This window comes from Pantoea sp. X-Soil-TKNS-1280 (genome assembly GCF_059730475.1).
Window position 1 is genome coordinate 1,414,071 of the sequence record NZ_AP035962.1, and the last position, 23,573, is coordinate 1,437,643.

Here is a 23,573-nt window from a genome sequence, read left to right on the forward strand (position 1 = left end):
TATCGCGCCGCTACGATAATTGCCGGTTTAAGACACGTGCTGCAAAAACTCGCGCAGACGATCGCTCGGCGGGTTGCTAATCAACTCGTCCGGGTTGCCATCTTCGGCGATGGTGCCTTTGTCGATGAAGATCAGGCGTGAAGCCACTTTCTGGGCGAAGCCCACTTCGTGTGTCACGATCACCATGGTCATGCCTTCTTCGGCCAGATCCTGCATCACTTTCAGCACTTCATGACGCAGTTCCGGGTCAAGTGCTGAGGTTGGCTCATCGAACAGCATCATTTTTGGCTTCACTGCCAGTGCACGGGCAATCGCCACGCGCTGCTGCTGACCACCGGACAATTCTGACGGAAAGTGGTGCGCGCGTTCCGCCAGCCCCACTTTACCCAGCAGTTCACGCGCCAGTTTTTGCGCGTCTTCTTTCTTTGCACCGCGCACGCGGATCGGACCAAAGGCCACGTTATCCAGCGCGCTCATTTGCGGGAACAGATGGAACTGCTGGAACACCATGCCTGCTTCCTGACGAATCAGGCGTTCATCGACTTTCGGGTCGTTAACTTTCATGCCATCCACGATCAGATCGCCAGTGGTGATCTCTTCCAGCTTGTTAATACAACGCAGCAGCGTCGATTTGCCGGAGCCCGAAGGGCCGATAATCACTACCACTTCACCCTGATTAATCTTCAGGTTGATATCGTGCAGTACCTGCGTCTGGCCGAAGTTCTTAGAGACGTTTTTAAATTCAATCACAGGATTTTCACCCTTTTCTCAATACGGCGCAGCACAAAGCTCAACACCAGCGTAATAATCAGATAGATAACGGCAACGGCGCTCCAGATTTCCAGCGCGCGGAAGTTACCGGCGATGATCTCCTGGCCCTGACGGGTCAGTTCTGCCACGCCAATGACGATAAACAGCGAGGTGTCTTTAATGCTGACAATCCACTGGTTACCCAGCGGCGGCAGCATACGGCGCAATGCCAGCGGCATGATCACATAGCGCAGCGTTTCGCGGCGCGACAGACCCAGTGCCAGACCGGCCTCACGGAAGCCTTTGTTGATCGACAGCACCGCACCACGGGTGATTTCCGCGATATAGGCACCGGAGTTGATCATGATGGTCACCACCGCAGCAGTGAACGGATCAATACGTAAATCCGGGAAAGCCATCGGCAGGGCGAAGTAGATAAACATCACCTGCACCACAATCGGCGTGCCGCGAATTAATTCAATGAAAACCAGTGCGATGTTGTTAGCGATCCAGCCGCCGTAAGCGCGGGCGAAACCGGCGACCAGGCCGATAATCAAACCGCCGATCAAGCCGAGGACCGAAATAATCAGGGTCATTTTGGCGCCTTCCAGCAAAATCGGGATGGCAGGCCAAATGACGCTCCAGTCAAACTCCATGGTGGAACTCCAGAATCTGTTGCGATGGAAAAAGCAGGGCGGAATCAGCCCTGCTTCAAAGATAAAAATAGAACAAAATGCGAATTATTTAGGCTCGCTGCCGAACCATTTTTTATAGATGGTGTTGTAAGTGCCGTTTTCACGCAGGGTTTTCAGCGCGCCGTTCACTTTTTCACGCAGGTCGTCGCTGCCTTTCGGGAAAGCGATGCCGTACTGCTGAGCTTCGATAGATTCGCCAACCGCTTTGAAGCGACCTTTGCCCGCAGTGTGGATGAAGTACAGGATGTTCGGGGTATCGTGCAGCACAGCGTCAGCACGGTTGGTGCCTAACTCCATGTAAGCATTGTCAATGTTCGGGAACTGACGCAGATCTTTCGATTTGATGTGCGCTTTCGCGTAATCAACAGAACCGGTACCGCTTTTCACTGCCACGACTTTGCCGTTCAGATCATCGATACTTTTGATGTTGTTTTCGTTTTCACGCACCATCACCAGCAGACCACTTTTGTAGTAGCCGTCTGAAAATTCAATGGCTTTCTTACGCTCATCGGTAATGGTGATACCCGCCAGCGCCAGATCCACGTTACGGGTTTGCAGTGCCGGGATGATGCCGCTGAAATCCATTGGCTTCAGGGTGTAATCCAGTTTCAGCTCTTTAGCGATAGCTGCCCACAGATCGATATCAAAGCCGACGTACTGGTCGCCCTGCTTAAATTCGAACGGAACGAAAGCGGTGTCAGTGGCGACAACCAGTTTTTTGTCTGCTGCGGTGGATGAAAGGGAGAAGGCCAGCGCCAGGGCTGCCACGGAGACTTTAATCAGTGACTTCATCATTTTTCCTTATTACCTTCCAGACCAGCTGGCCTGATTTGCGGCTAATCATATGAAAAAACTATGCCAACTTTTCATTTGTCGCGAAATCAGCAGCTTGCATAGCATGGCTGACACGATTTTGCTTGTATAGAAGAATTTGCACCAATATGAAGCACCAAAATAGTGCGCGGTGCTGTTGTGGTGCAGATCTCAGTTTGCACCAGAGCGCAGGGCAGGGAAAGCAAGGATGAAGAAATTGTTAACGGTGTCAAAAAAAGCACCAGAATGTTACACAGACATAAAAAAAGGCGGGAGAACCCGCCTTATTAGGAATTTGCTGATTATTCGATATTGGATTCGATAAACCACAGGAACTTATCGAGATCACGTGAAGCCGCAGTGAAAATATCCGCACTGTCTTCGTCACTCACTTCGCTGATCGCCTTGCGTACGTCGTTGGCGACGATGGCATAACGGTCGGCTAACGCTTTTAGGTGATCCTGCACGCTGTGAATGTTAAGCGGGTAGCTTTTCAGCGGTGTTTTGTCATTGACAACCTGGGTCGTACCCAGGGCAACGCCACCCAGCTGTACCACGCGCTCTGCGATGGTGTCCTGATGATCGGTAATTGCGGTACGGAAGCCATCCAGCATTTCATGCACCGCAATAAAGTTCGCTCCGCGCATGTTCCAGTGCGCCTGTTTGGTGATCAGCGACAGGTCAATAAACTCCACGACCAGACGGTTGAGAACCTCAATGGTGGCTTTCTTCTCACTATCAGCCACGTCGTTGCGGGTGTAAATCAGATCGGAAGATTTTGTTTTAACCAGTTTTGCGGTACTCATCATTAAAGTCCTCTCGTTGATGGGTTGTCCTAATCAAGCACGGGACTAAGTATAGCAGCACTTCTCTGTGATGCAGGATTGATTCAGTCAATATCAGGAATAGGTAAACACAAATTGATCATCGGCAATGGATAAAACGCTGGCGAGAAGGTTTTGTGGGAAAATTCAATTTTATCAGTCAGATAAAATATGGCTGTTAATTATCGTTCATCAATGTTGCAAAATAATAACAGAATGGTCGAAGTAACAATTAAAAAGTGATAATGAGAACGGTTTATATATTCAGCTGACCCGTCGGCCAGCTGAATATAGCGCCGATCACTGTGGCGGATTTAAATCGACTTCATTAATTTGCGCTGCTTTTTGTTTCATGGTCAGAGTGGAACCGGCTGAGGCGATAATGATCGCCAGCAAAGCAACCCACTGTTTTAGCGTCAGCAATTCGCCAAGGAACAACATGCCGGATAACGCCGCCATGGCGGGTTCCAGACTCATCAGCGTGCCAAAAATGCGCGCAGGGAGGCGGGTTAACGCCATCATCTCCAGCGAATAGGGAATAGCGCTGGAGAGCAGGGCAATCACCAGCGCCAGCGGTAAAATTTCCCAATGCCAGATGCCACTATGCGCAAAGGTCAATCCGAGCGGGACAAAAATGATCGAGGCGACGAGTGAACCCATCGCTACTGTAGCCGGGCCATGCTCGGCCCCGGCGCGTTGTCCTGCCAGAATATAAATCGCCCAGCAGGCCCCGGCACCGACGGCCAGCAACGCACCGAGCGGATCAATGTGGCTCATCCCTTCGCCTATCGGCAACAGAAACCACAGACCGGTAACCGCCAGCAGTACCCAGAGGAAATCCAGCGGACGGCGTGACCCCAGCAGCGCCAGCGTCAGCGGGCCGGTAAATTCCAGCCCAACCGCCACGCCAAGCGGCACGGTGCGGATAGAGAGATAGAACAGATAGTTCATACAGCCGAGCGCCAGTCCATACATCAGCAGCGGCATGCGCTGCTCACGCGTGAAGCGCAAACGCCAGGGTTTAAAGATGGCGCAGAGGATCAGGGTGCCAAGCCCGAGACGCAGCGCGGTGATACCCGGTGCGCCTACAGTGGGGAACAGCGATTTTGCCAGAGATGCGCCGCCTTGCAGGGAGAGCATAGCAATCAGCAACACCGCGATGGGGAAAAACACCGGCGTCAGTTTTTTGGCAGTCAGAGGTGCGGACATCCTGGAATCAATTCCTGTTGTTATTAACATCAAAGTAACAGCCAGCAGTGTAAAGGAATTGAGGGCAAATAAGGAGGCGCACAGCAGGTAAAAATAAGCGAAACGACTGATGCGAAAATAGCCAAATCCAGGGCCAGTTAAGTAAAGAAATGTCAGATTAGTTTAGGAATTTACTTAAAGGTGTAACTGGGGGACAGAAAATTCATTGCAAAAAGATGACGTTTTTTATAAGAAAAATGAATGACATAGGAAACTTCATTAACTTTCTGTTACACCAAACAATCTGTTAGACAACAAAATAGCGGCAGAGTTTCGCGCTATTTTTTGTTATATTTTCAGCGTTGTCAGGAGAGAAGTTTTATCACATTTGAGGTGGTTATGAAAAAAATTGCATGTCTTTCAGCACTGGCTTGTGTACTGGCAGTATCCGCAGGTTCTGCCATGGCTCAGAGCACCGTTACCGGTGGTTACGCTCAGAGCGATATGCAGGGTGTTGCCAACAAAGCTAACGGCTTCAACCTGAAATACCGTTACGAAGATGGTACTAACCCGCTGGGTTGGATCGGTTCTTTCACCTATACCGAGAAAGACCGTACTGACGCTGGCGTGTACAACAAAGGCCAGTACTACGGCATTACCGGTGGTCCGGCTTACCGTCTGAATGACTGGGCGAGCATCTACGGTGTTGTCGGTATCGGCTACGGTAAATTCCAGTCTAACGGTGTTGACCGTCAGAAATCTGACACCAGCGACGTAGGTTTCTCTTACGGTGCCGGTCTGCAGTTCAACCCGATTCAGAACGTTGCACTGGACGTGGGCTACGAGCAGAGCCGCATCCGCAGCGTCGATGTAGGCACCTGGATTGCTGGCGTAGGTTACAGCTTCTAAGTTTTTGCTTAGACCAGAGTTGCAAACAAAAACGGCCCGATGGGCCGTTTTTTTATGCTTGTCGCGGTGCGATTAATTCGGCATTTTTCAGCCGATAAGCAAAAACGGCGCGATAATCGCGCCGTCGGAAAATGTACGTCAGAGAGAGCGCTTAACCGCGCCAGATCAGATTCGGGCAGGGACGTTCCGCGATTTTTTTGCCGGTGAGCTTTTCGATCAGCATCAGACGCAGCGCAAATGGTGAGCGGCTCAACAGGCACAGCAGTGACTTCAGCTCGAAAGCCGATGTGCTTTTTTCCGCCTGGAAGCATTTGCCACAGTCGAGGCAGCTTTTCATGGTGGTCATGTTCACCTCCCGATTATTGACGACGTAACAGTAAGCACAGCCCTGCGATGAACAGCAGGAAAAGGAGCAACAGCAAATAGGGTTCATGCATTTTTGCCTCCTTTGTGAGCATTGCTGCTTACATTATCAGCGAATATAGCATCGGCTATACCCTTTAGCCAATGCTATTTAGGAAAATTTTGTGCTTATTTGTGCCTGGTTTACAATGAGCGCAGCCAGCCCGTACCGCAGTTCTGTTACGGCAAATAATAAAGAGGAAGCTGAATGAGTCGTCGTGCCAAGAGCGCCATCACCCCGCCACAGGGACCGCTTAAAGATATTGAGGAGCATGTCGAAGGATTTCGCCAGGTGCGCGAAGCGCATCGTCGTGAATTAATTGATGACTACGTTGAGTTAATCTCTGATTTAATTCGTGAATTTGGCGAAGCTCGTCAGGTCGATATGGCTGCCCGTCTCGGTGTTTCACAACCCACCGTGGCGAAAATGCTGAAACGTCTTGGCAGTGCCGGCCTGGTGGAACAGGTGCCGTACCGGGGGGTTTTCCTGACGCGTGAAGGCGAAAAACTGGCAGAAGAGAGCCGTGCGCGCCATCACATTGTGGAAACTTTCCTGCTGGCGCTGGGCATCAGCCCGGAAACGGCGCGTCGTGATTCGGAAGGTATTGAACATCATGTCAGTGATGAAACCCTCGCTGTTTTCCAGAAGTTTTACGAGAGTCGCTAACTTTTTTTAAGGCCTTCCGCCACCATGCCCATCGTGCTTCGCTCGTTAATGCGTGATCGCATTTTGCATTTGCTGTTGTTGCTGGGCGTGATTTTGCTGCCAATGGCGGATTTCCGCTGGCAGCAGTTACCCGGTGCCGTTGACTGGCATACCATCATGACGCTCACCGGGCTATTGATGTTGACCAAAGGCCTGGAAAACAGCGGTTATTTTGATGTGTTAGGCGCGCGTCTGATCCAGCGCTTTTCCCATGAACGTGCGCTGGCGTTGTTTATGGTGTGCGCTGCTGCATTGCTCTCCACCTTTCTCACCAATGATGTCGCGCTGTTTATTCTGGTGCCACTGACGCTAACTTTACGTAAGTTCTCCCGCCTGCCGATTTCGCGCCTGATCATCTTTGAAGCGCTGGCGGTGAATGCCGGATCGCTGCTGACTCCGGTGGGCAACCCGCAAAATATTTTGCTGTGGAGCCACGGTACGCTGAGTGTGTCGGGGTTTATTCTGCAAATGCTGCCACTTGCGGCCTGGCTGATGCTGACGCTGATGGCGCTGACATGGTGGAGTTTTTCCGCGCGGACTATCCAGAAACATGCCCAGACTGAGGCACATCAGTGGCAAAAGCCGCTGTTTATCCTCAGCGTGGTGCTGTATCTGGTGTTTGTGGTGGCGCTGGAACTCAAACTCACCGGCTGGGCATTGCTGCTGGTGGCGGGATGTTTCCTGCTGCTGGCACGCCAGGTACTGGTCAGCATCGACTGGAGCCTGCTGCTGGTGTTTGTCGCCATGTTTATCGATGTCTTTCTGCTGATGCACCTGCCGTGGTTACAGTCGTATTTCGCGGAAATTGGTCAACTGGGCGAAGGCGGGTTATACCTGCTGGCGATTGGTCTGTCGCAAATCATCAGCAATGTCCCTTCAACCATTTTGCTGCTACAGAAAGTGCCGCCCTCTGACATTCTGGCCTGGGCGGTGAACATCGGTGGCTTTGGTTTATTGCCTGGCTCGCTGGCAAATCTGATCGCGCTGCGTATGGCGCAGGATAGCCGCGTCTGGTGGCGCTTCCATCTGTTCTCACTGCCCATGCTGGCGTGGTCGATGCTGAGTGGCTGGTTGTTGCTCCAGTGGCTACGCTAACCCAGCGAATTCTCTCCCCATAGCGCGGTTAGCCATCGCATATTCAGTATGTTATCGCGCATTTTTGCCGAAAATGCGCGCGTTCGCCGTTTTGTAAAGAAACACTGGAATTTGTCAATTTCTTATCTAAGGTTAACTTGACCGTTTACGCCCGGGGATCGGGGCCAGGATTAAGATGACAACTTATGAGTGATAACGAAAATCAGCCGGCAGTGCACAACACGCAGGATCCGCATCAGGCAGCAGAAACCAACTCCCAATCGTCAGAAAACAATGAGTCGGAACGTAAACGCCCCGGCAAAAAGCCACTGATCATCCTCGCGATTGTCGCGGTAATCATGCTGCTGGTGATTTTCTGGTTCTGGTTCAGCAACCGCAATATTGAAACCACCGATGATGCCTTTACCGAAGGCAATGCGGTCACGATCGCGCCCAAAGCCGCCGGTTATGTGGTGAAACTGCTGGTACGGGATAACCAGCGAGTGAAGCAGGGGGATTTGCTGGTGGAAATCGACCCACGGGATAACATCGCGCAGCGCGATCAGGCTAAGGCGCAGCTCGGACTGGCGCAGGCGCAACTGCATCAGGCCCAGGCGCAGCTGGCGCTGTCACGCGTGCAGTACCCGGCGCAACGCGACCAGGCGTTGGCCGACCAGGCCAAAGCTCAGGCGAATTTGCTCAATGCGCAGGCTGATTATCGTCGCCAGCGCGGCGTTGATCCGCGTGCTACCTCACAGCGCAACATCGATACCGCCACGGTGCAATTACGTTCTGCTGAGGCACAGCTGCAGAGCGCAAAAGCGCAGGTAGAAGTGGCGTCACAGGTGGCTTTGCAGATCCGAGCACAGGAAACCAACGTCGAAGCGCGTCAGCAGCAGGTGGAACAGGCGCAGGCGCAGCTGAACACCGCAGAGTTGAATCTTTCCTATACCCAGGTGCGTGCGCCCTATGACGGGTTCGTCACCAAACGTAACGTCCATATTGGCTCGCTGGTGCAGGCAGGGACGGCGTTGTTCTCGCTGGTGTCACCGGATATCTGGATTACCGCCAACTTTAAAGAGTCGCAGCTGGAACGCATGAATCCGGGCGATAAAGTGGCTATCAGTGTCGATGCCTGGCCGAGCCTGAAGCTGGAGGGGCATGTGGACAGCATTCAAATGGGCACCGGCTCACGTTTCTCGACCTTCCCGGCTGAGAACGCGACCGGGAATTACGTCAAGATTGTCCAGCGCGTCCCGGTGAAAATTGTCATCGATAAAGGTCTTGATGCCAATCATCCGCTGCCGCTTGGTCTGTCGGTTGAACCCAGGGTGACGGTGGAATGAGTGCCAGCCAGAGCTGGAAACCGGCCAGTAATCCCTGGCTGGTCGCAATCATGGTCACGCTGGCGGTGTTTATGGAGATCCTCGACACCACCATCGTTAACGTCGCGTTGCCGCATATCGCGGGATCGCTCTCCTCCAGTTATGACGAATCCACCTGGGTATTGACCTCGTACCTGGTGGCGAATGGTATCGTACTGCCGATCTCGGCCTTCTTTACTCGCTTGTTTGGCCGCAAGCAGTTTTTCATGATCTGCATCGTGATGTTCACCGTCTGTTCATTCCTGTGCGGTATCGCCACTGAACTGTGGCAAATCATTCTGTTCCGGGTGCTACAGGGCTTCTTCGGCGGGGGCTTGCAGCCGACGCAGCAATCGGTGTTGCTCGACTATTTCAAACCATCCGATCGCGGCAAGGCGTTTGGCCTCTCCTCCATTGCGATCATCGTGGCACCGGTGATTGGCCCGACGCTGGGCGGCTGGATCACCGACAACTACAGCTGGCGCTGGGTGTTCTTTATCAATATTCCGGTGGGGATTCTGACGGTGCTGGCGATTTACCAGCTGCTGGAAGATCCACCGTGGGAAAGCAAGTGGAGCAAAGGTCGCCTGAAGATCGATTATATCGGTATCGGGTTAATCACCATCGGGCTGGGCTGTTTGCAGGTGATGCTGGATCGTGGCGAAGATGAAGACTGGTTCGCTTCCCACTTTATCCGGTTGTTCGCCGGGCTGGCGGTGGTCGGCATTGTCGGGGCGGTGTACTGGCTGTTGTACGTGCGCAAACCGGTGGTGGATTTGACGGTGATGAAGGATCGCAACTTCTGGGTTGCCGGGCTGCTGATGGCGGGTATGGCGATGATTCTGTACGGCAGTTCGGTGGTGTTGCCACAACTGGCACAGCAGGATCTGGGATATACCGCCACCTGGTCGGGATTAGTACTGTCGCCCGGGGCGGTGTTAATTGTGCTCACCATCCCGCTGGTGCTGAAGCTGATGCCAATCGTGCAGACGCGTTACATCATCGCCTTTGGCTTCACCTGTCTGACGCTGGCGTTTCTCTATTCCACCCGACTGACTCCGAATGTGGACTTCACCACCCTGGTAATGATGCGCAGCGCACAGTCGATTGGCCTCGGCTTCCTGTTTGTGCCGCTGACCACCATCGCTTTTGTCACCATACCGCAGCGTCTCAATGCTGATGCGGCGGCGTTGTTTACCATGTTCCGTAACGTCGCGGGATCGATTGGCATTTCGCTCTCGACCGCCGCAATCACCGAGCGTATGCAGACGCAGTCGGCCAATATGGTGCATAACATGACGCCACTGAACGAACCCTTTAACCTGACGCTGCAACACTGGGCGCAGGCCATCCGTGATTACACCACTGCGGTGGGTGATCCGCTGCAACTTGCCAGCGGCCAGCTTTACCAGGAGATGATTGCTCAGGCGCGCATTCTTGCCTATATCGACGTGTTTATGGGGCTGAGTATCGTGGCGTTGCTGTTGATTCCTTTTTGTTGGTTGCTTTCGCCGATCAAGAGCGAAGGCAGCGCAGGAGCACATTAAAATGAACAAGCCGTTGCGCTTCGCACCGTCACTGACTGCTCTGGCGCTGCTGCTGGCGGGATGTGCGGTCGGTCCCGATTATCAGCCACCCCATGCGCAAACGCCGGGCAGTTACCACGATTTAGCGTCACAGGAAGCCTCAAAACCGCTATCCGCCGCCACCAATCCGCTGTGGTGGAAAACCTTTAATGACCCGCAGCTCGACAGTCTGATTACGCGTGCCATCGCCGATAACCTGACGCTACAACAGGCGGTACTGCGCATTGCCGGGGCGCGTGAACAGCTGGCGCAGGCACGTGGAGGATTATTTCCCAGTTTAAGCGGTTCCGCGAAGGTGACGCGTCAGCAGCTTGGGCTGAAAGGGTTGCTGGAATCGAACGGAGTTTACAATCAGGTAGACAGCGATGTGGCGGATCAGCTTAATGGCCTGACTCACTCGGTGAATTTGTATCAGGGCAGTTTCGATGCCAGCTGGGAACTGGATCTGTGGGGCAAAGTACGGCGGCAGATGGAAATGGCCAATGCGCAGCAGCAGGCGGCGATTGAGCAACGCAATGATGCGCTGGTGTCGCTACAGGCGGAAGTGGCGCGGGCTTATCTGCAGCTGCGCGGCGCGCAGGCGGTGCTGCAAACGCTGCAACAGCAAATCGCTATCGCACAGCAAACCTCTGAGCTGACGCAAAGCCAGCAGCGCAATGGTATGGCTCCGCTCACCGATGTGGAGAATGCCCGTGCGCAACTGGCTTCGCTTAATGCGCAGCTGCCGCAATATCAGGCGCAGGAACATCAGGCGATGAATGGTCTGGCGGTGTTACTGGGTAAAACGCCGGGATCGCTGGATAACGAACTGGCGAACGATAAGCCGCTGCCGGTGCTGCCCAAACTGGTATCGGTCGGCATTCCTTCCACCCTGGCGCGCCGTCGCCCGGATATCCGCCAGGCTGAAGCCACCTTACACGCGCAAACGGCCAACATTGGCGTCTCGGTGGCCGATCTGTTCCCCAGTCTGTCTCTCACCGGACAACTCGGGGTACGCAACACCGATGCCAGCTATCTCGATAACTGGAGCAGCCACTTTTACAGCATCGGCCCCTCGTTATCGATACCGATTTTCCAGGGCGGACAACTAGTGGCGAACGTGAAACTGGCGCGTGCAGAGCAGGCCAATGCGGCGCTGGCGTATCGTCAGACGGTGCTTACCGCATTGCAGGACGTGGAAAATGCGCTGGTCAGTTACCGCGCCGATCAGCAGCAGGTCACCGCGCTGACTGAAACCGCCGATGCGTTGCAACATGCTTTTGACCTTGCCACCGACAGCTATCGTCAGGGCATTTCGACTTTCCTTGACGTGCTGGATGCGCAACGTCAGCTGGCGCAGGCGCAGGCACAATTAACCCAGGCGCGGATGCAAACGGCACTGGATCTGGTGGCGCTGTATAAAGCTCTCGGCGGCGGCTGGGAGCCTTATCAGAACGTCAACTTGCCGGACTATTCAGTGTTTGGTCCGGCAACCACGGTGAAATAACCCCTGCTGACCGCAGATTTTTATCTGCGGTCTTCTCTCCGATGAAATAACATCACTGACATTGTCCTGGCAAATTAACCGGAGGTGACTGGGGCGACGTTACCATTACATAAATAAAAAAATGCCGCCGTAAAACATGTTTTTGTCAGGCTATTAATCTTTGTTTACCTTTGTGTTCACTTCTGCAGCAGACAAAGTGCTGGCTTAAAATCGATGCAAGTTCCAGCAGGTGGTACAAGTTATCGGGTTAATTCAGGTTTAATAAAAGCGACTTCACAGATTTAATCAACCGCGTGATCAATATTGTCATCACTTAAGAATTATCTGCGATGTAAAATTAATTTGTTTTTTTATTTGAATTGGGTAGTCTTGCCGCTACAGTTTATTTAAACCCCTTAAGCAAGGACATTGTGATGAGTGACGCATTTAAAGTTCTGAACAACATTCGTACATTACGTGCGCAGGCTCGTGAACTGCCGCTGACCGATCTGGAAGAGATTCTGGAAAAATTAACCGTGGTAGTGACTGAGCGTCGTGACGAAGTTGAAGCTGAAGAAGCACAGAATCGCGAAAAAGAAGAGAAACTGTCTAAATACCGCGAAATGCTGCTGGCTGATGGTATCGATCCGAACGAATTACTGGGTGCGCTGGATACCGGTAAAAAACGCGCTAAGCGCGCACCGCGTCCGGCAAAATATTCTTACACTGATGAGAACGGTGAAGAGAAATCCTGGACAGGTCAGGGTCGTACTCCGGCAGCGATTAAAAAGGCGCTGGATGCTGGCAAAAGCCTCGACAGCTTCCTGATCAAATAATCTGCACAATCCTTGTAGACGGGAGCCGAAGGTGACATGCACCTTCGGCTTTTTTATTTCTGTCGTAGCAACAATACGCTACCGGCCAACCGCACAAGCTGACAGGCTCAGTGGTGGCGTCCTGGGGCCTGCTTCTGGCATAATGCCCGCTGTTTTTTCCTCCACTGCGTAACAAAGGTCAATGCCGTGTTAGTTTCCAGCAATATCACCATGCAGTTCGGCAGTAAGCCGCTGTTTGAGAATATCTCCGTTAAGTTTGGCGGCGGTAATCGTTACGGTTTAATCGGTGCAAACGGCAGCGGTAAATCGACCTTCATGAAAATACTGGGCGGCGACCTGGTGCCATCGGCGGGAAATGTTTCCCTCGATCCAAACGAACGTATCGGTAAGCTGCGTCAGGACCAGTTTGCGTTTGAGCAATATAGCGTGCTCGATACCGTGATTATGGGTCACCAGGAATTATGGACCGTCAAACAGGAGCGTGATCGGATATATGCTCTGCCGGAAATGAGCGAAGAGGAGGGCTATAAAGTGGCCGACCTCGAAGTGCTATACGGTGAAATGGATGGTTACAGTGCCGAATCCCGCGCAGGGGAATTATTACTGGGTGTCGGTATTCCGGTGGAGCAGCATTACGGACCGATGAGTGAAATTGCTCCCGGCTGGAAATTACGTGTGCTGCTGGCGCAGGCGCTGTTTGCTAATCCGGATATTCTGTTGCTTGATGAACCGACCAACAACCTGGATATTGATACGATTCGCTGGCTGGAGCAGGTACTGAACGAACGCAACAGTACCATGATCATCATTTCGCATGACCGTCATTTTCTGAATATGGTTTGCACCCATATGGCAGATCTGGATTACGGTGAGCTACGGGTTTATCCGGGTAATTACGACGAATATATGACCGCAGCGACCCAGGTGCGTGAACGTTTATTATCGGATAACGCGAAAAAGAAAGCGCAAATTGCCGAGCTGCAATCTTTTGTCAGTCGTTTTAGCGCTAACGCCTCAAAATCACGTCAGGCAACTTCACGCGCGAAACAGATTGATAAAATCAAACTGGATGAAGTGAAAGCCTCCAGCCGTCAGAATCCCTATATCCGTTTTGACCAGGATAAGAAGCTGTTCCGTAATGCGCTGGAAGTGGAAGCCATCACCAAAGGTTTTGATAACGGTCCGTTATTTAAAAATCTCAACCTGCTGTTAGAAGTGGGAGAGAAAATGGCGGTGCTGGGTGCCAACGGTATCGGTAAAACCACCTTGCTGAAAACGCTGGTGGGTGAACTGACGCCGGAAAGCGGTACGGTGAAGTGGTCAGAAAATGCGCGCATCGGTTATTACGCGCAGGATCACGCTGCCGATTTTGCCGACGATCTGACGGTGTTTGACTGGATGAGTCAGTGGAAACAGGAAAGCGACGATGAGCAGGCGGTGCGCAGCATTCTGGGTCGTCTGCTCTTCAGCCAGGACGATATCAAAAAGCCAGCCAAAGTGCTTTCCGGTGGTGAGAAGGGGCGCATGCTGTTTGGTAAGCTGATGATGCAGAAGCCGAACATCCTGATTATGGACGAACCGACTAACCACCTCGATATGGAATCGATCGAATCGCTCAATATGGCGCTGGAAATGTATGAAGGCACACTGATTTTTGTGTCGCATGACCGTGAGTTTGTTAGCTCGCTGGCGACCCGCGTGCTGGAATTTAAAGGCGATCGCGTGGTGGACTTCACCGGCAACTACGAAGATTATCTGCGTAGTCAGGGTATTGTATAAAACCAGGTGCGCATTTTGCGCACCCGGCCTTGAGTGTAGCGGCGCGATTTATCGCGCTGTTTTTTTACCCGCAGCAAAGGATAAATCACGCCGCGACGTTGATGTGCCCATTATCCCTTACCGCACACCTCACAATGCGCGTCCTGCGCCACTTTCATACTGCGAAACTCAGCGCTTAACGCATCGTACATCAGCAACCGTGAGCTGGCCGGTGTACCAAAAGCCGTCAATACTTTCAGCGTTTCCATCGCCTGCATGGCACCCATCACCCCAACCAGCGGTGACATCACCCCGGCTTCGACGCAGCTTAGCGCCTGCTCGCCAAACAAACGGCTGATACAGCGATAGCAGGGCGTACCGGGCTGCCAGGTAAAGACGCTGAGCTGGCCTTCCATGCGAATGGCGGCAGCGGAAATCAGCGGCACCTGGTGCTGCCAGCACAAGCGATTGACCTGTTCCCGGGTGCCAACATTATCGCTGCAATCCAGCACTGCATCATGGCGCGCAATCAGCGCTGACAACGCATCGTCATCGAGCTGCGCATTGAGGGGTTCCAGCAAACAATGCGGGTTGATGGCCGCCAACTGAAGCGCGGCGGAATCCACTTTTGCCATGCCGATGGTGCTGTCGCGATGCAGAATCTGACGTTGCAGATTACTGAGCGCCACGGTATCGAAGTCGAGCAGGGTGAGATGTCCCACACCCGACGCGGCCAGATAAGGGGTGGCGGCACAACCCAGACCACCCAGACCGATGACCAGCACGCGCGCGGCTTTCAGCTTTTCCTGGCCGTCAAAATCGAAGCCACGCAGCACGATCTGCCGGTTGTAACGCAGCATCTCCTCATCGCTCAGCTCAGCGTGCATTTATCCCTCCAGCAGGCTGTTAAAGGGTTCAACCTCCACCCATTCACCCGCCTCAACATTACCGCGTTCGCGTTCCAGCACGATAAAGCAGTTCGCCAGCGCGAATGAACTGAAGACATGTGAGCCCTGCGGTCCGGTGCTGTGCACTTCCAGCGTACCGTCTGCGCCACGGCTGAACACGCCACGCTGAAAATCGAGGCGGCCCGGTGATTTTTTCAGGCGCTGTGCGGCTCTGGCGCGCAGGCGCGGTGGCATCACCGCCGTTTTCTGCCCGGTGAGGGTCGCCAGCAGCGGCTGTACCAGTTGATAGAAGGTTACCGCCGCAGAGACCGGGTTACCCGGCAGGCCACAGAACCAGCTGTTTGCCAGGCGGCCAAAGGCAAAAGGTTTGCCCGGTTTGATGGCCAGCTTCCAGAAGGTGATGGCACCCAATTCTTCCAGCATCGCTTTGGTGAAATCAGCCTCACCCACTGAGACGCCACCGGTGCTGATCACCACATCGGCCTGGCGATCCGCTTCGCTAAATGCCTGGCGTAACTGCTCCGGGTCATCCGCAATCACGCCGAGATCGATGACTTCACAGCCGAGGCGTTTCAGCATCAGGGAAACGGTGAAGCGGTTGGTATCGTAAATCTGTCCTGCCGCCAGCGGCGTGCCCACGGCCTGTAACTCGTCGCCGGTGGAGAAGATCGCTACCCGCAGTTTGCGCAACACGCTGACCTCGGCGATACCGAGTGAGGCCAGCAACGGCAGCTCGGCCGCCCCGAGGCGCACGCCGACATCCAGTACCTGTTTGCCGGTCTGGATATCTTCACCGCTGCGACGGATATGTTGTCCGTCCTTCACCGGCGCGGTAATCACAATGCCACCATCACGTTGTTCGGTCTCTTCCTGCATCACCACCGCGTCGCAGCCAGCGGGAACCGGCGCGCCGGTCATAATGCGGATCACGCTGCCTGCGGGCCATTCATCGTTGAAAGGCACACCCGCAAAGGCTTTACCCGCCACCGGCAGCACGCGATCTGAGGCGAGATCCGCCAGCCGAACCGCGTAACCGTCCATCGCGGCGTTATCGAACGGCGGCACATCCAGCGGGGATAACACCGGCGCGGCGGTGATGCGTCCGGCGGCTTCAAATAAGGACACCTGCAAGGAGTCGGTAATCGGGGAGAGTTGTGCCAGCATTTTTTGCTGTGCGTCTTCGAGGGAGATTAAGCCTGCGGTAAAGGGTTCCATGTCCATATCAGCCTGGTTATGTCAGATGCTGCCTATTATGGTGGCAAATAGCTGTCGAGTCACATGCGGCTGGTCAGATTATTGTGGCAAATGTTTGATCAGTACATCAATGTTTAAGCGATTGATGTACTCCAGCGAACTGGAGGTGAGCACGCCCATAAAGCGGTTACGATGTCCGGCAATCAGTAAATCGATGTGCTGTTCAGCGATACATTTTTCAACATCTTCGAAGCGACGCACGGTGACCAGCTGATGGCATTTGACAGGCAGAGTAACGCTGGCTGACAGCTTACTCATCAGCGCTTTCACCCGGATAATATCTTCGGATACCACATCATTCATCAGGCTGTCAGAAACGTAGTTCATCTCCCTGAAGTCATCGCTGATGTGCGCCAGCGTGACTTTCATCGCCAGCGCCTCCGCCAGCACCACCGCCTGGTGGAGCAACAGGGAGCCATCTTCGTGACCCTGAACCAGCACCAGGGCGTGGGTATAGGTGTTCATGCTTGATTCCCGTAGCCTCGTTGCTGTGAGTATAGTGTTCCACCATCGGTTTACCGGGCGCGGCTCACGCTTTTGTCAAACTTAAAGGCATAAACCACAATAAAAGGTTATGACCCGGCAGCACAGTTTCTGCTTTACAAGGCTGGACGGCCTTTCTATAGTCGAAAGTTGCCAAAAAATAATGAAAACCATTCTAAATCAGTGTTTTTGGTTCTGATTCCTTGACAGGGTAACGGGTATGACTAAAGCAGTTATCGCCATTCACGGCGGAGCGGGCGCGATCACCCGCGCGGCGATGAGCGCCGAAAAAGAGCAATATTATCGTCAGCAGCTGACGGCGATTGTCGCAGCCGGTCAGCAAATTCTCGCCGACGGCGGCAGCGCGATGGATGCGGTTACCGAAGCGGTCCGTCTGCTGGAGGAGTGTCCGTTGTTTAATGCCGGTAAAGGGGCGGTGTTTACCCACCAGGGTACGCACGAACTGGACGCCAGCATTATGGACGGCAAAACGCTGGAAGTGGGGGCGGTGGCCGGAGTTAACCATATCCGCAATCCGATCCTTGCGGCGCGCGCAGTGCTCGAAGTCAGCCCTCATGTGTTGTTTATCGGCGCGGGTGCTGAGGCGTTTGCGACGCAGCAGGGGCTGGAAATGGTGGCAGCCGACTTTTTCTCGACGCCAGAACGCTGGGAACAGTTGCAGCGTGCGCTCGGTAGTGAGCAGGCGGTGCTGGATCATGACGGTGCGGCGCAGAGTCACAGCGATGATCCACTCGACCCCGATCGTAAATTCGGCACTGTAGGCGCAGTGGCTCTTGATCTGCATGGCAACCTCGCCGCCGCCACCTCGACCGGTGGCATGACCAACAAACAGGCCGGACGTGTCGGGGATTCACCGCTGGTGGGTGCGGGTTGCTACGCCAGCAACGACAGCGTGGCCGTTTCCTGTACCGGCACCGGCGAGGTGTTTATCCGCACGCTGGCGGCCTATGACGTGGCTGCCCAGATGCGTTACGCCGGACGTACGTTACAACAGGCCAGCGCCAACGTGATACACGATAAAGTGCAGGAGCTGGATGGCAGTGGCGGGCTGATTGCGGTGGACTGTGACGGCAACGTGGCCCTGCCGTTTAACAGCGAAGGGATGTACCGGGGATTCGCTTACGTTGGTGGTGAAGTTGAGGTAGCCATTTACCGCGACAGCTAAGGAGCAGGCATGACGGATCGGCAGCTGCAGTTAACGCCAGAGCAGGTTCTGGCGGTACGTGACCTGAGCGTGAGTTTTCAGCATGAAGGACGCATCACCGAAGCGGTGCGTCAGTTGTCGCTGGATCTGCATCGCGGTGAAACCCTGGCGCTGGTCGGGGAATCCGGTTCAGGTAAGTCGGTCACCTCGCTGGCGCTGATGCGGTTGATTCAGCAGGCGGGGGGAGACGTGAGTGGTGAGATCACCCTGCGGCGGCGTAACGGCGAATTACTGGATGTGATGCGCGCCTCCGCCAGCCAGATGCGGCGGGTACGCGGTGCCGATATGGCGATGATCTTCCAGGAGCCGATGACTTCGCTCAACCCGGTGTTCACGGTGGGGGAGCAAATCGCCGAATCGATCCGTCTGCATCAGGGAAAAAGCCATCAGCAGGCGCTGGCTGAAGCGCGGCACATGCTGGATCTGGTGCGCATACCGGAAGCGCAAAACGTGTTGGGACGCTATCCCCATCAGCTTTCTGGCGGGATGCGTCAGCGTGTGATGATTGCAATGGCGTTGTCCTGCAAACCGGCGCTGTTGATTGCCGATGAACCGACCACGGCGCTGGACGTCACCATCCAGGCGCAGATCCTGCAACTGATCCGTGTGCTGCAAAAAGAGATGCAGATGGGGGTGATTTTTATCACCCACGATATGGGGGTGGTGGCGGAAATGGCGGACCGGGTGCAGGTGATGTATCGCGGTGATGTGGTGGAGCGTGCACCGGTACAGCAGTTATTCGACCATCCCCAACAACCCTATACCCGCGCGTTGCTCTCCGCTGTACCCAAACTGGGGGCGATGCACGGTCAGCCGCTGCCTGCCAAATTTCCGTTAATTCACCGTGATGGCCGTGCCGAAGTGGAAACGCCGCAGGACACGGTACGGCTGGATGTGCCGCCAATTTTGCAGGTGCGTGACCTGGTGACTCGTTTCGATATTCGTGGCGGCTTGCTGAACCGGGTGAAACGACGCGTGCATGCGGTGGAGAAGGTGAGCTTCGATCTGTATGCCGGAGAAACCCTGGCGCTGGTGGGTGAGTCCGGCTGTGGTAAATCGACCACGGGCCGTTCCCTGCTGCGGCTGGTTGCCAGCCAGGGCGGTACCATCACCTTTGATGGTCAGCGCATCGATGCCCTCGAAGGGCGGGCGCTGGCTGCGTTGCGTCGCGATATTCAATTCATTTTTCAGGACCCGTATGCGTCGCTCGATCCCCGTCTGACGGTGGGTTTTTCCATCATGGAACCGCTGCTGGTGCATCAGACGATGAGCCGACGCCAGGCAGAGCAGCGCGTTGCCTGGTTGCTGGAGCGCGTCGGCCTGCTGCCGGAACATGCGCAGCGCTATCCGCACGAATTTTCCGGCGGCCAGCGTCAGCGCATTTGTATTGCGCGTGCGCTGGCGCTCAACCCCAAAGTGGTGATTGCTGATGAGTCGGTCTCAGCGCTGGATGTGTCGATTCAGGCCCAGATCATCAACCTGATGCTCGATTTACAACGCGAGTTTGGCATCGCGTTTCTGTTTATTTCACACGATATGGCGGTGGTGGAACGCATCAGCCATCGCGTGGCAGTGATGTATCTGGGACAGATCGTGGAAATGGGGCCGCGTCAGGCGGTGTTTGAGCAGCCACGTCATCCGTACACCAAAAAACTGATGGCCGCGGTGCCGGTTGCCGATCCGGCACACCGCCGCCGCGAGCGGGCGTTAATGGTGGATGAGATCCCCAGCCCGATTCGCCCGCTCGGCGCAGAGCCGGAAGTGGCACCCTTACAGGAAGTGGCTCCGGGACATTTTGTTGCCCGGCACGCCATCAGCGGCACCTGAACAGCAGCAACTCATCCGCGTCACCGGCCGGTGTCGCGTTAAGACAGGGACTACAGGAGAACGATAACGATGCACAATATTATGCGTAAAGGGGTTATCACTGCCGGGTTGTTAAGTTCGGCGCTGGCGTTACCGGCCTGGGCGGCTAAAGATGCAGTGATTGCCGTGGCCTCCACCTTCACCACCCTCGACCCCTACGATGCCAACGATACCTTGTCGCAGGCGGTAGCGAAATCCTTCTATCAGGGATTGTTCGGCTTCGATAAAGATATGAAGCTGACCAATGTACTGGCTGAAAGTTATCAAACCAGCAGTGATGGCCTGACGTACACCATCAAATTGCGTCCCAACGTGAAGTTCCAGGACGGCACCGATTTCAATGCCGCAGCGGTGAAGGTCAACCTCGATCGCGCCAGCAACCCGGATAATCACCTCAAGCGCTACAACCTGTTTAAATACGTGGCTTCAACCGAAGTGGTCGATCCGCTGACGGTGAAAATCACGCTGAAGCAGCCGTTCTCCGCCTTTATCAACAACCTTGCCCATCCGGCGGCGGTGATGATTTCTCCTGCTGCGTTGCAGAAATATGGCAAGGACATCGGTTTCCATCCGGTGGGCACCGGTCCGTTTGAATTTGTCACCTGGAATCAGACTGACTTCGTGAAAGTGAAGAAGTGGGATGGCTACTGGAAAAAAGGTTATCCGAAGCTCGACAGCATCACCTGGCGTCCGGTGGTGGATAACAACACCCGCGCGGCGATGCTGCAGACCGGCGAAGCCACCTTTGCGTTCCCGGTGCCGTTTGAGCAGGCCAAACTGCTGGAGAAAAACAGCAAGCTCGATGTGGTCACCACGCCTTCGATTATGCAGCGTTATATCAGCCTGAACGTGACACAAAAACCGTTCGACAACCCGAAGGTGCGTGAGGCGCTGGAATACGCCATCAACCGTCAGGCACTGGCAAAAGTGGCATTTGCCGGTTATGCCACCCCAGCGACCGGCATTGTGCCCCCGGCTATCGACTTCGCGCAGACCTATCCCGCGATCGCCTACAATCCGGCCAAAGCGCGTGAATTGCTGAAAGAGGCGGGCTATCCCAACGGTTTCGAGACCACGCTGTGGTCTTCACACAACCACAGCACTGCGCAGAAAGTGTTGCAGTTCACGCAGCAGCAGCTGGCACAGGTGGGTGTGAAGGTGAAACTGCTGGCGATGGATGCCGGTCAGCGTGCGGCGGAAGTGGAAAGCAAAGGACAGAAAGAGAGTGGGGTACGCATGTTCTACACCGGCTGGTCAGCCTCTACCGGTGAAGCGGACTGGGCGCTGACGCCGCTGTTTGCTACCAGCTCGTGGCCGCCAGCGATCTTCAACACTGCGTTTTACAGTAATCCGCAGGTGGATAAAGACCTGGCCGATGCGCTGAAAACCACCGATCGCTCCCAGAAAGCCAAACTGTATAAAGATGCCCAGGACCGCATCTGGAACGATCATCCGTGGATCCCGCTGGTGGTGGAACAGCTGCTTTCTGCCAATAACAAAAACCTGAGCGGTTTTTACGTCATGCCTGATACCTCATTTAATTTTGATGAGGCCGACCTGAAGTAACCCTTATGGCCAGCCTGCAACGGCTGGCCATACCGTGCAGGATTTCGCATGCTGAATTATTTTCTCAAACGATTACTGGGACTGATTCCCACGCTGCTGATTGTGGCGGTGCTGGTGTTCCTGTTTGTCCATCTGCTGCCGGGTGATCCGGCACGGCTGATTGCCGGACCGGAAGCAGATGCCTCGGTGGTGGCGCTGGTGCGCCAGGAACTGGGGCTGGATCAACCGCTGATCCAGCAATTCTGGCATTTTATCTGGAATGCGTTGCAGGGGGATTTTGGTCAGTCGATGGTGTCGAAACGCCCGGTTTCCGAGGAGATCGCCACGCGTTTTCTCCCTACGCTGTGGCTGACACTGAGCAGCATGGTATGGGCGGTGGTGTTTGGTATGGCGATTGGCATCGTCTCGGCCGTCTGGCGTAATCGCTGGCCGGACCGTCTGGGTATGACGCTGGCGGTATCTGGCATCTCCTTTCCGGCGTTTGCCCTCGGCATGCTGCTGATGCAAATCTTTTCCGTCGATCTCGGTTGGTTGCCCACGGTCGGTGCCGACAGCTGGCAGCATTATATTTTGCCTTCCATCACGCTCGGCGCGGCGGTGGCGGCGGTGATGGCACGCTTTACCCGCGCCTCTTTCGTCGAGGTGATGCAGGAAGATTATATGCGTACCGCGCGTGCCAAAGGAGTGCGCGAATCACTGGTGGTGGTCAAACATGGGCTGCGCAATGCCATGATTCCGGTGGTGACCATGATGGGCCTGCAATTTGGCTTTCTGCTCGGCGGCTCAATTGTGGTGGAAGTGGTGTTCAACTGGCCCGGTCTGGGCCGTCTGCTGGTGGATTCGGTGGAGATGCGTGATTATCCGGTGATTCAGGCCGAGGTATTGCTGTTTTCGCTGGAGTTCATTCTGATTAACCTGATTGTCGATATGCTGTACGCGGCGATCAACCCGGCTATTCGCTACAGGTAAGGAGTCGCAATGAAAAACTGGCGACGCGAAGCGGCATTGAAAATCATGCCGACGATGACGGAGAACCGGGTACGCACGCCGTGGCGCGAATTCTGGCGGCGTTTTCGTCGTCAGCACGTGGCGATGCTGGCCGGATTGTTTGTGCTGCTGCTGATCGTGGTGGCGTTTATCGCCCCGTGGATTGCTCCGTTCGATGCGGAAAACTATTTTGATTACGACCGGCTGAATGAAGGCCCGTCGCTGGTGCACTGGTTTGGCGTGGATTCGCTCGGGCGCGATATTTTTAGCCGGGTGCTGGTCGGGACGCGTATTTCGCTGATTGCCGGTTTCTTCTCGGTGGCGATCGGCACGGTGATCGGTACCGTGCTGGGCCTGCTGGCGGGTTACTACGAAGGCTGGTGGGATCGTATCACCATGCGCGTATGTGATGTGTTGTTTGCCTTTCCGGGCATACTGCTGGCGATTGCCGTGGTGGCGATTATGGGTAGCGGCATGAGTAACGTGATTGTCGCGGTAGCCATTTTCAGTATCCCGGCGTTTGCGCGGCTGGTGCGTGGCAACACCCTGGTCCTGAAGCATCAGACTTATATCGAATCGGCGCGCAGCATCGGCGCATCGGACTGGACCATCATCCTGCGCCATATCCTGCCGGGTACGGTTTCCTCGATTGTGGTCTATTTCACCATGCGTATTGGTACGTCAATTATCACCGCCGCCAGCCTGTCCTTTCTCGGCCTGGGGGCACAACCGCCGACGCCGGAATGGGGCGCGATGTTAAACGAAGCCCGTGCCGATATGGTGATTGCCCCGCATGTGGCGATTTTCCCCAGCCTGGCGATTTTCCTCACCGTGCTGGCGTTTAATCTGCTGGGTGACGGACTGCGCGATGCGCTGGATCCGAAGCTGAAAACGTAAGTCGGTGCGTATAAATG

At 54.7% G+C, this 23,573-nt stretch carries 22 protein-coding genes; 13 read left to right on the plus strand and 9 right to left on the minus strand.

Going from position 1 to position 23,573, the window contains the following annotated elements:
* Positions 1–27 precede the first annotated feature (27 nt).
* The 5 genes from glnQ to rhtA all read right to left on the minus strand — a co-directional run bounded on the left by glnQ (position 28) and on the right by rhtA (position 4,291).
* Positions 28–750, minus strand: coding sequence for a glutamine ABC transporter ATP-binding protein GlnQ (glnQ, locus tag AC6I8X_RS06635; protein WP_497840772.1), 723 nt, complete (start codon positions 748–750; stop codon positions 28–30).
* Positions 747–1,406, minus strand: coding sequence for a glutamine ABC transporter permease GlnP (gene glnP, locus AC6I8X_RS06640; RefSeq protein ID WP_084873634.1), 660 nt, complete (start codon positions 1,404–1,406; stop codon positions 747–749). The genes glnQ and glnP overlap by 4 nt, the downstream gene beginning before the upstream one ends.
* Positions 1,407–1,490: 84 nt before the next feature.
* Positions 1,491–2,237 (minus strand): glutamine ABC transporter substrate-binding protein GlnH, encoded by a 747-nt coding sequence (gene glnH / locus AC6I8X_RS06645; protein WP_084873635.1) that lies wholly within the window; start codon positions 2,235–2,237, stop codon positions 1,491–1,493.
* A 323-nt stretch (positions 2,238–2,560) separates the two neighbouring features.
* A complete protein-coding gene (dps, locus tag AC6I8X_RS06650; protein WP_036624544.1) occupies positions 2,561–3,064 on the minus strand; it encodes a DNA starvation/stationary phase protection protein Dps in 504 nt (167 codons plus the stop codon).
* Between the two features lie 318 nt (positions 3,065–3,382).
* A complete protein-coding gene (gene rhtA, locus AC6I8X_RS06655; protein ID WP_299446532.1) occupies positions 3,383–4,291 on the minus strand; it encodes a threonine/homoserine exporter RhtA in 909 nt (302 codons plus the stop codon).
* A 378-nt stretch (positions 4,292–4,669) separates the two neighbouring features.
* Here rhtA and ompX point away from each other — a divergent pair, with 378 nt between their 5' ends.
* Positions 4,670–5,179: an outer membrane protein OmpX gene (ompX, locus tag AC6I8X_RS06660; RefSeq protein ID WP_313685372.1), complete on the plus strand. Its 510-nt coding sequence runs from the start codon at positions 4,670–4,672 to the stop codon at positions 5,177–5,179.
* Positions 5,180–5,330: 151 nt separating this feature from the next.
* Here the strand turns inward: ompX and AC6I8X_RS06665 are convergent, their stop codons facing one another.
* Positions 5,331–5,525: a hypothetical protein gene (locus AC6I8X_RS06665; RefSeq protein ID WP_299446526.1), complete on the minus strand. Its 195-nt coding sequence runs from the start codon at positions 5,523–5,525 to the stop codon at positions 5,331–5,333.
* 264 nt (positions 5,526–5,789) lie between these two features.
* Here AC6I8X_RS06665 and mntR point away from each other — a divergent pair, with 264 nt between their 5' ends.
* From mntR to AC6I8X_RS06700, 7 genes are all read left to right on the plus strand, one after another.
* Entirely contained in the window at positions 5,790–6,248 is a 459-nt protein-coding gene (gene mntR, locus AC6I8X_RS06670) for a manganese-binding transcriptional regulator MntR (protein ID WP_299446524.1), read from the plus strand.
* Between the two features lie 24 nt (positions 6,249–6,272).
* A complete protein-coding gene (locus AC6I8X_RS06675; RefSeq protein ID WP_313685375.1) occupies positions 6,273–7,382 on the plus strand; it encodes an SLC13 family permease in 1,110 nt (369 codons plus the stop codon).
* Positions 7,383–7,567: 185 nt separating this feature from the next.
* Entirely contained in the window at positions 7,568–8,707 is a 1,140-nt protein-coding gene (locus tag AC6I8X_RS06680) for an HlyD family secretion protein (RefSeq protein WP_313685377.1), read from the plus strand.
* Positions 8,704–10,272 carry a DHA2 family efflux MFS transporter permease subunit gene (locus tag AC6I8X_RS06685; protein ID WP_299446517.1) on the plus strand — a complete coding sequence of 523 codons (1,569 nt, stop codon included), beginning with the start codon at positions 8,704–8,706 and terminating at the stop codon, positions 10,270–10,272. Before AC6I8X_RS06680 ends, AC6I8X_RS06685 begins: the two co-directional genes overlap by 4 nt.
* A 1-nt stretch (position 10,273) precedes the next feature.
* Positions 10,274–11,797, plus strand: coding sequence for an efflux transporter outer membrane subunit (locus tag AC6I8X_RS06690; protein WP_313685380.1), 1,524 nt, complete (start codon positions 10,274–10,276; stop codon positions 11,795–11,797).
* A 413-nt stretch (positions 11,798–12,210) separates the two neighbouring features.
* Positions 12,211–12,612, plus strand: coding sequence for an H-NS family histone-like protein (locus AC6I8X_RS06695; protein WP_299446511.1), 402 nt, complete (start codon positions 12,211–12,213; stop codon positions 12,610–12,612).
* Positions 12,613–12,798: 186 nt separating this feature from the next.
* Positions 12,799–14,391, plus strand: coding sequence for an ABC-F family ATPase (locus tag AC6I8X_RS06700; RefSeq protein WP_313685384.1), 1,593 nt, complete (start codon positions 12,799–12,801; stop codon positions 14,389–14,391).
* Positions 14,392–14,501: 110 nt separating this feature from the next.
* On the opposite strand, the gene moeB is transcribed toward AC6I8X_RS06700, so the two are convergent.
* From moeB to AC6I8X_RS06715, 3 genes are all read right to left on the minus strand, one after another.
* Complete coding sequence (gene moeB, locus AC6I8X_RS06705) at positions 14,502–15,257, minus strand: molybdopterin-synthase adenylyltransferase MoeB (protein WP_313685386.1); 756 nt, start codon at positions 15,255–15,257, stop codon at positions 14,502–14,504.
* The gene (gene moeA, locus AC6I8X_RS06710) at positions 15,258–16,493 is read right to left on the minus strand and encodes a molybdopterin molybdotransferase MoeA (RefSeq protein WP_313685401.1); all 1,236 of its coding nucleotides are present in this window, start codon (positions 16,491–16,493) and stop codon (positions 15,258–15,260) included.
* A gap of 78 nt (positions 16,494–16,571) precedes the next feature.
* Complete coding sequence (locus AC6I8X_RS06715) at positions 16,572–16,997, minus strand: universal stress protein (protein ID WP_313685388.1); 426 nt, start codon at positions 16,995–16,997, stop codon at positions 16,572–16,574.
* 238 nt (positions 16,998–17,235) lie between these two features.
* Between AC6I8X_RS06715 and AC6I8X_RS06720 the strand changes: the two genes are divergently transcribed.
* The 5 genes from AC6I8X_RS06720 (at position 17,236) to gsiD (ending at position 23,556) form a co-directional block, all read left to right on the plus strand.
* Entirely contained in the window at positions 17,236–18,201 is a 966-nt protein-coding gene (locus AC6I8X_RS06720; protein ID WP_313685390.1) for an isoaspartyl peptidase/L-asparaginase family protein, read from the plus strand.
* A 9-nt stretch (positions 18,202–18,210) separates the two neighbouring features.
* Complete coding sequence (gene gsiA, locus AC6I8X_RS06725; RefSeq protein WP_313685392.1) at positions 18,211–20,067, plus strand: glutathione ABC transporter ATP-binding protein GsiA; 1,857 nt, start codon at positions 18,211–18,213, stop codon at positions 20,065–20,067.
* 69 nt (positions 20,068–20,136) lie between these two features.
* Positions 20,137–21,672 (plus strand): glutathione ABC transporter substrate-binding protein GsiB, encoded by a 1,536-nt coding sequence (gene gsiB / locus AC6I8X_RS06730; protein WP_299446494.1) that lies wholly within the window; start codon positions 20,137–20,139, stop codon positions 21,670–21,672.
* 48 nt (positions 21,673–21,720) lie between these two features.
* A complete protein-coding gene (gene gsiC, locus AC6I8X_RS06735) occupies positions 21,721–22,641 on the plus strand; it encodes a glutathione ABC transporter permease GsiC (RefSeq protein WP_299446491.1) in 921 nt (306 codons plus the stop codon).
* A gap of 9 nt (positions 22,642–22,650) precedes the next feature.
* Positions 22,651–23,556, plus strand: coding sequence for a glutathione ABC transporter permease GsiD (gene gsiD, locus AC6I8X_RS06740; RefSeq protein ID WP_313690409.1), 906 nt, complete (start codon positions 22,651–22,653; stop codon positions 23,554–23,556).
* Positions 23,557–23,573 lie beyond the last annotated feature (17 nt).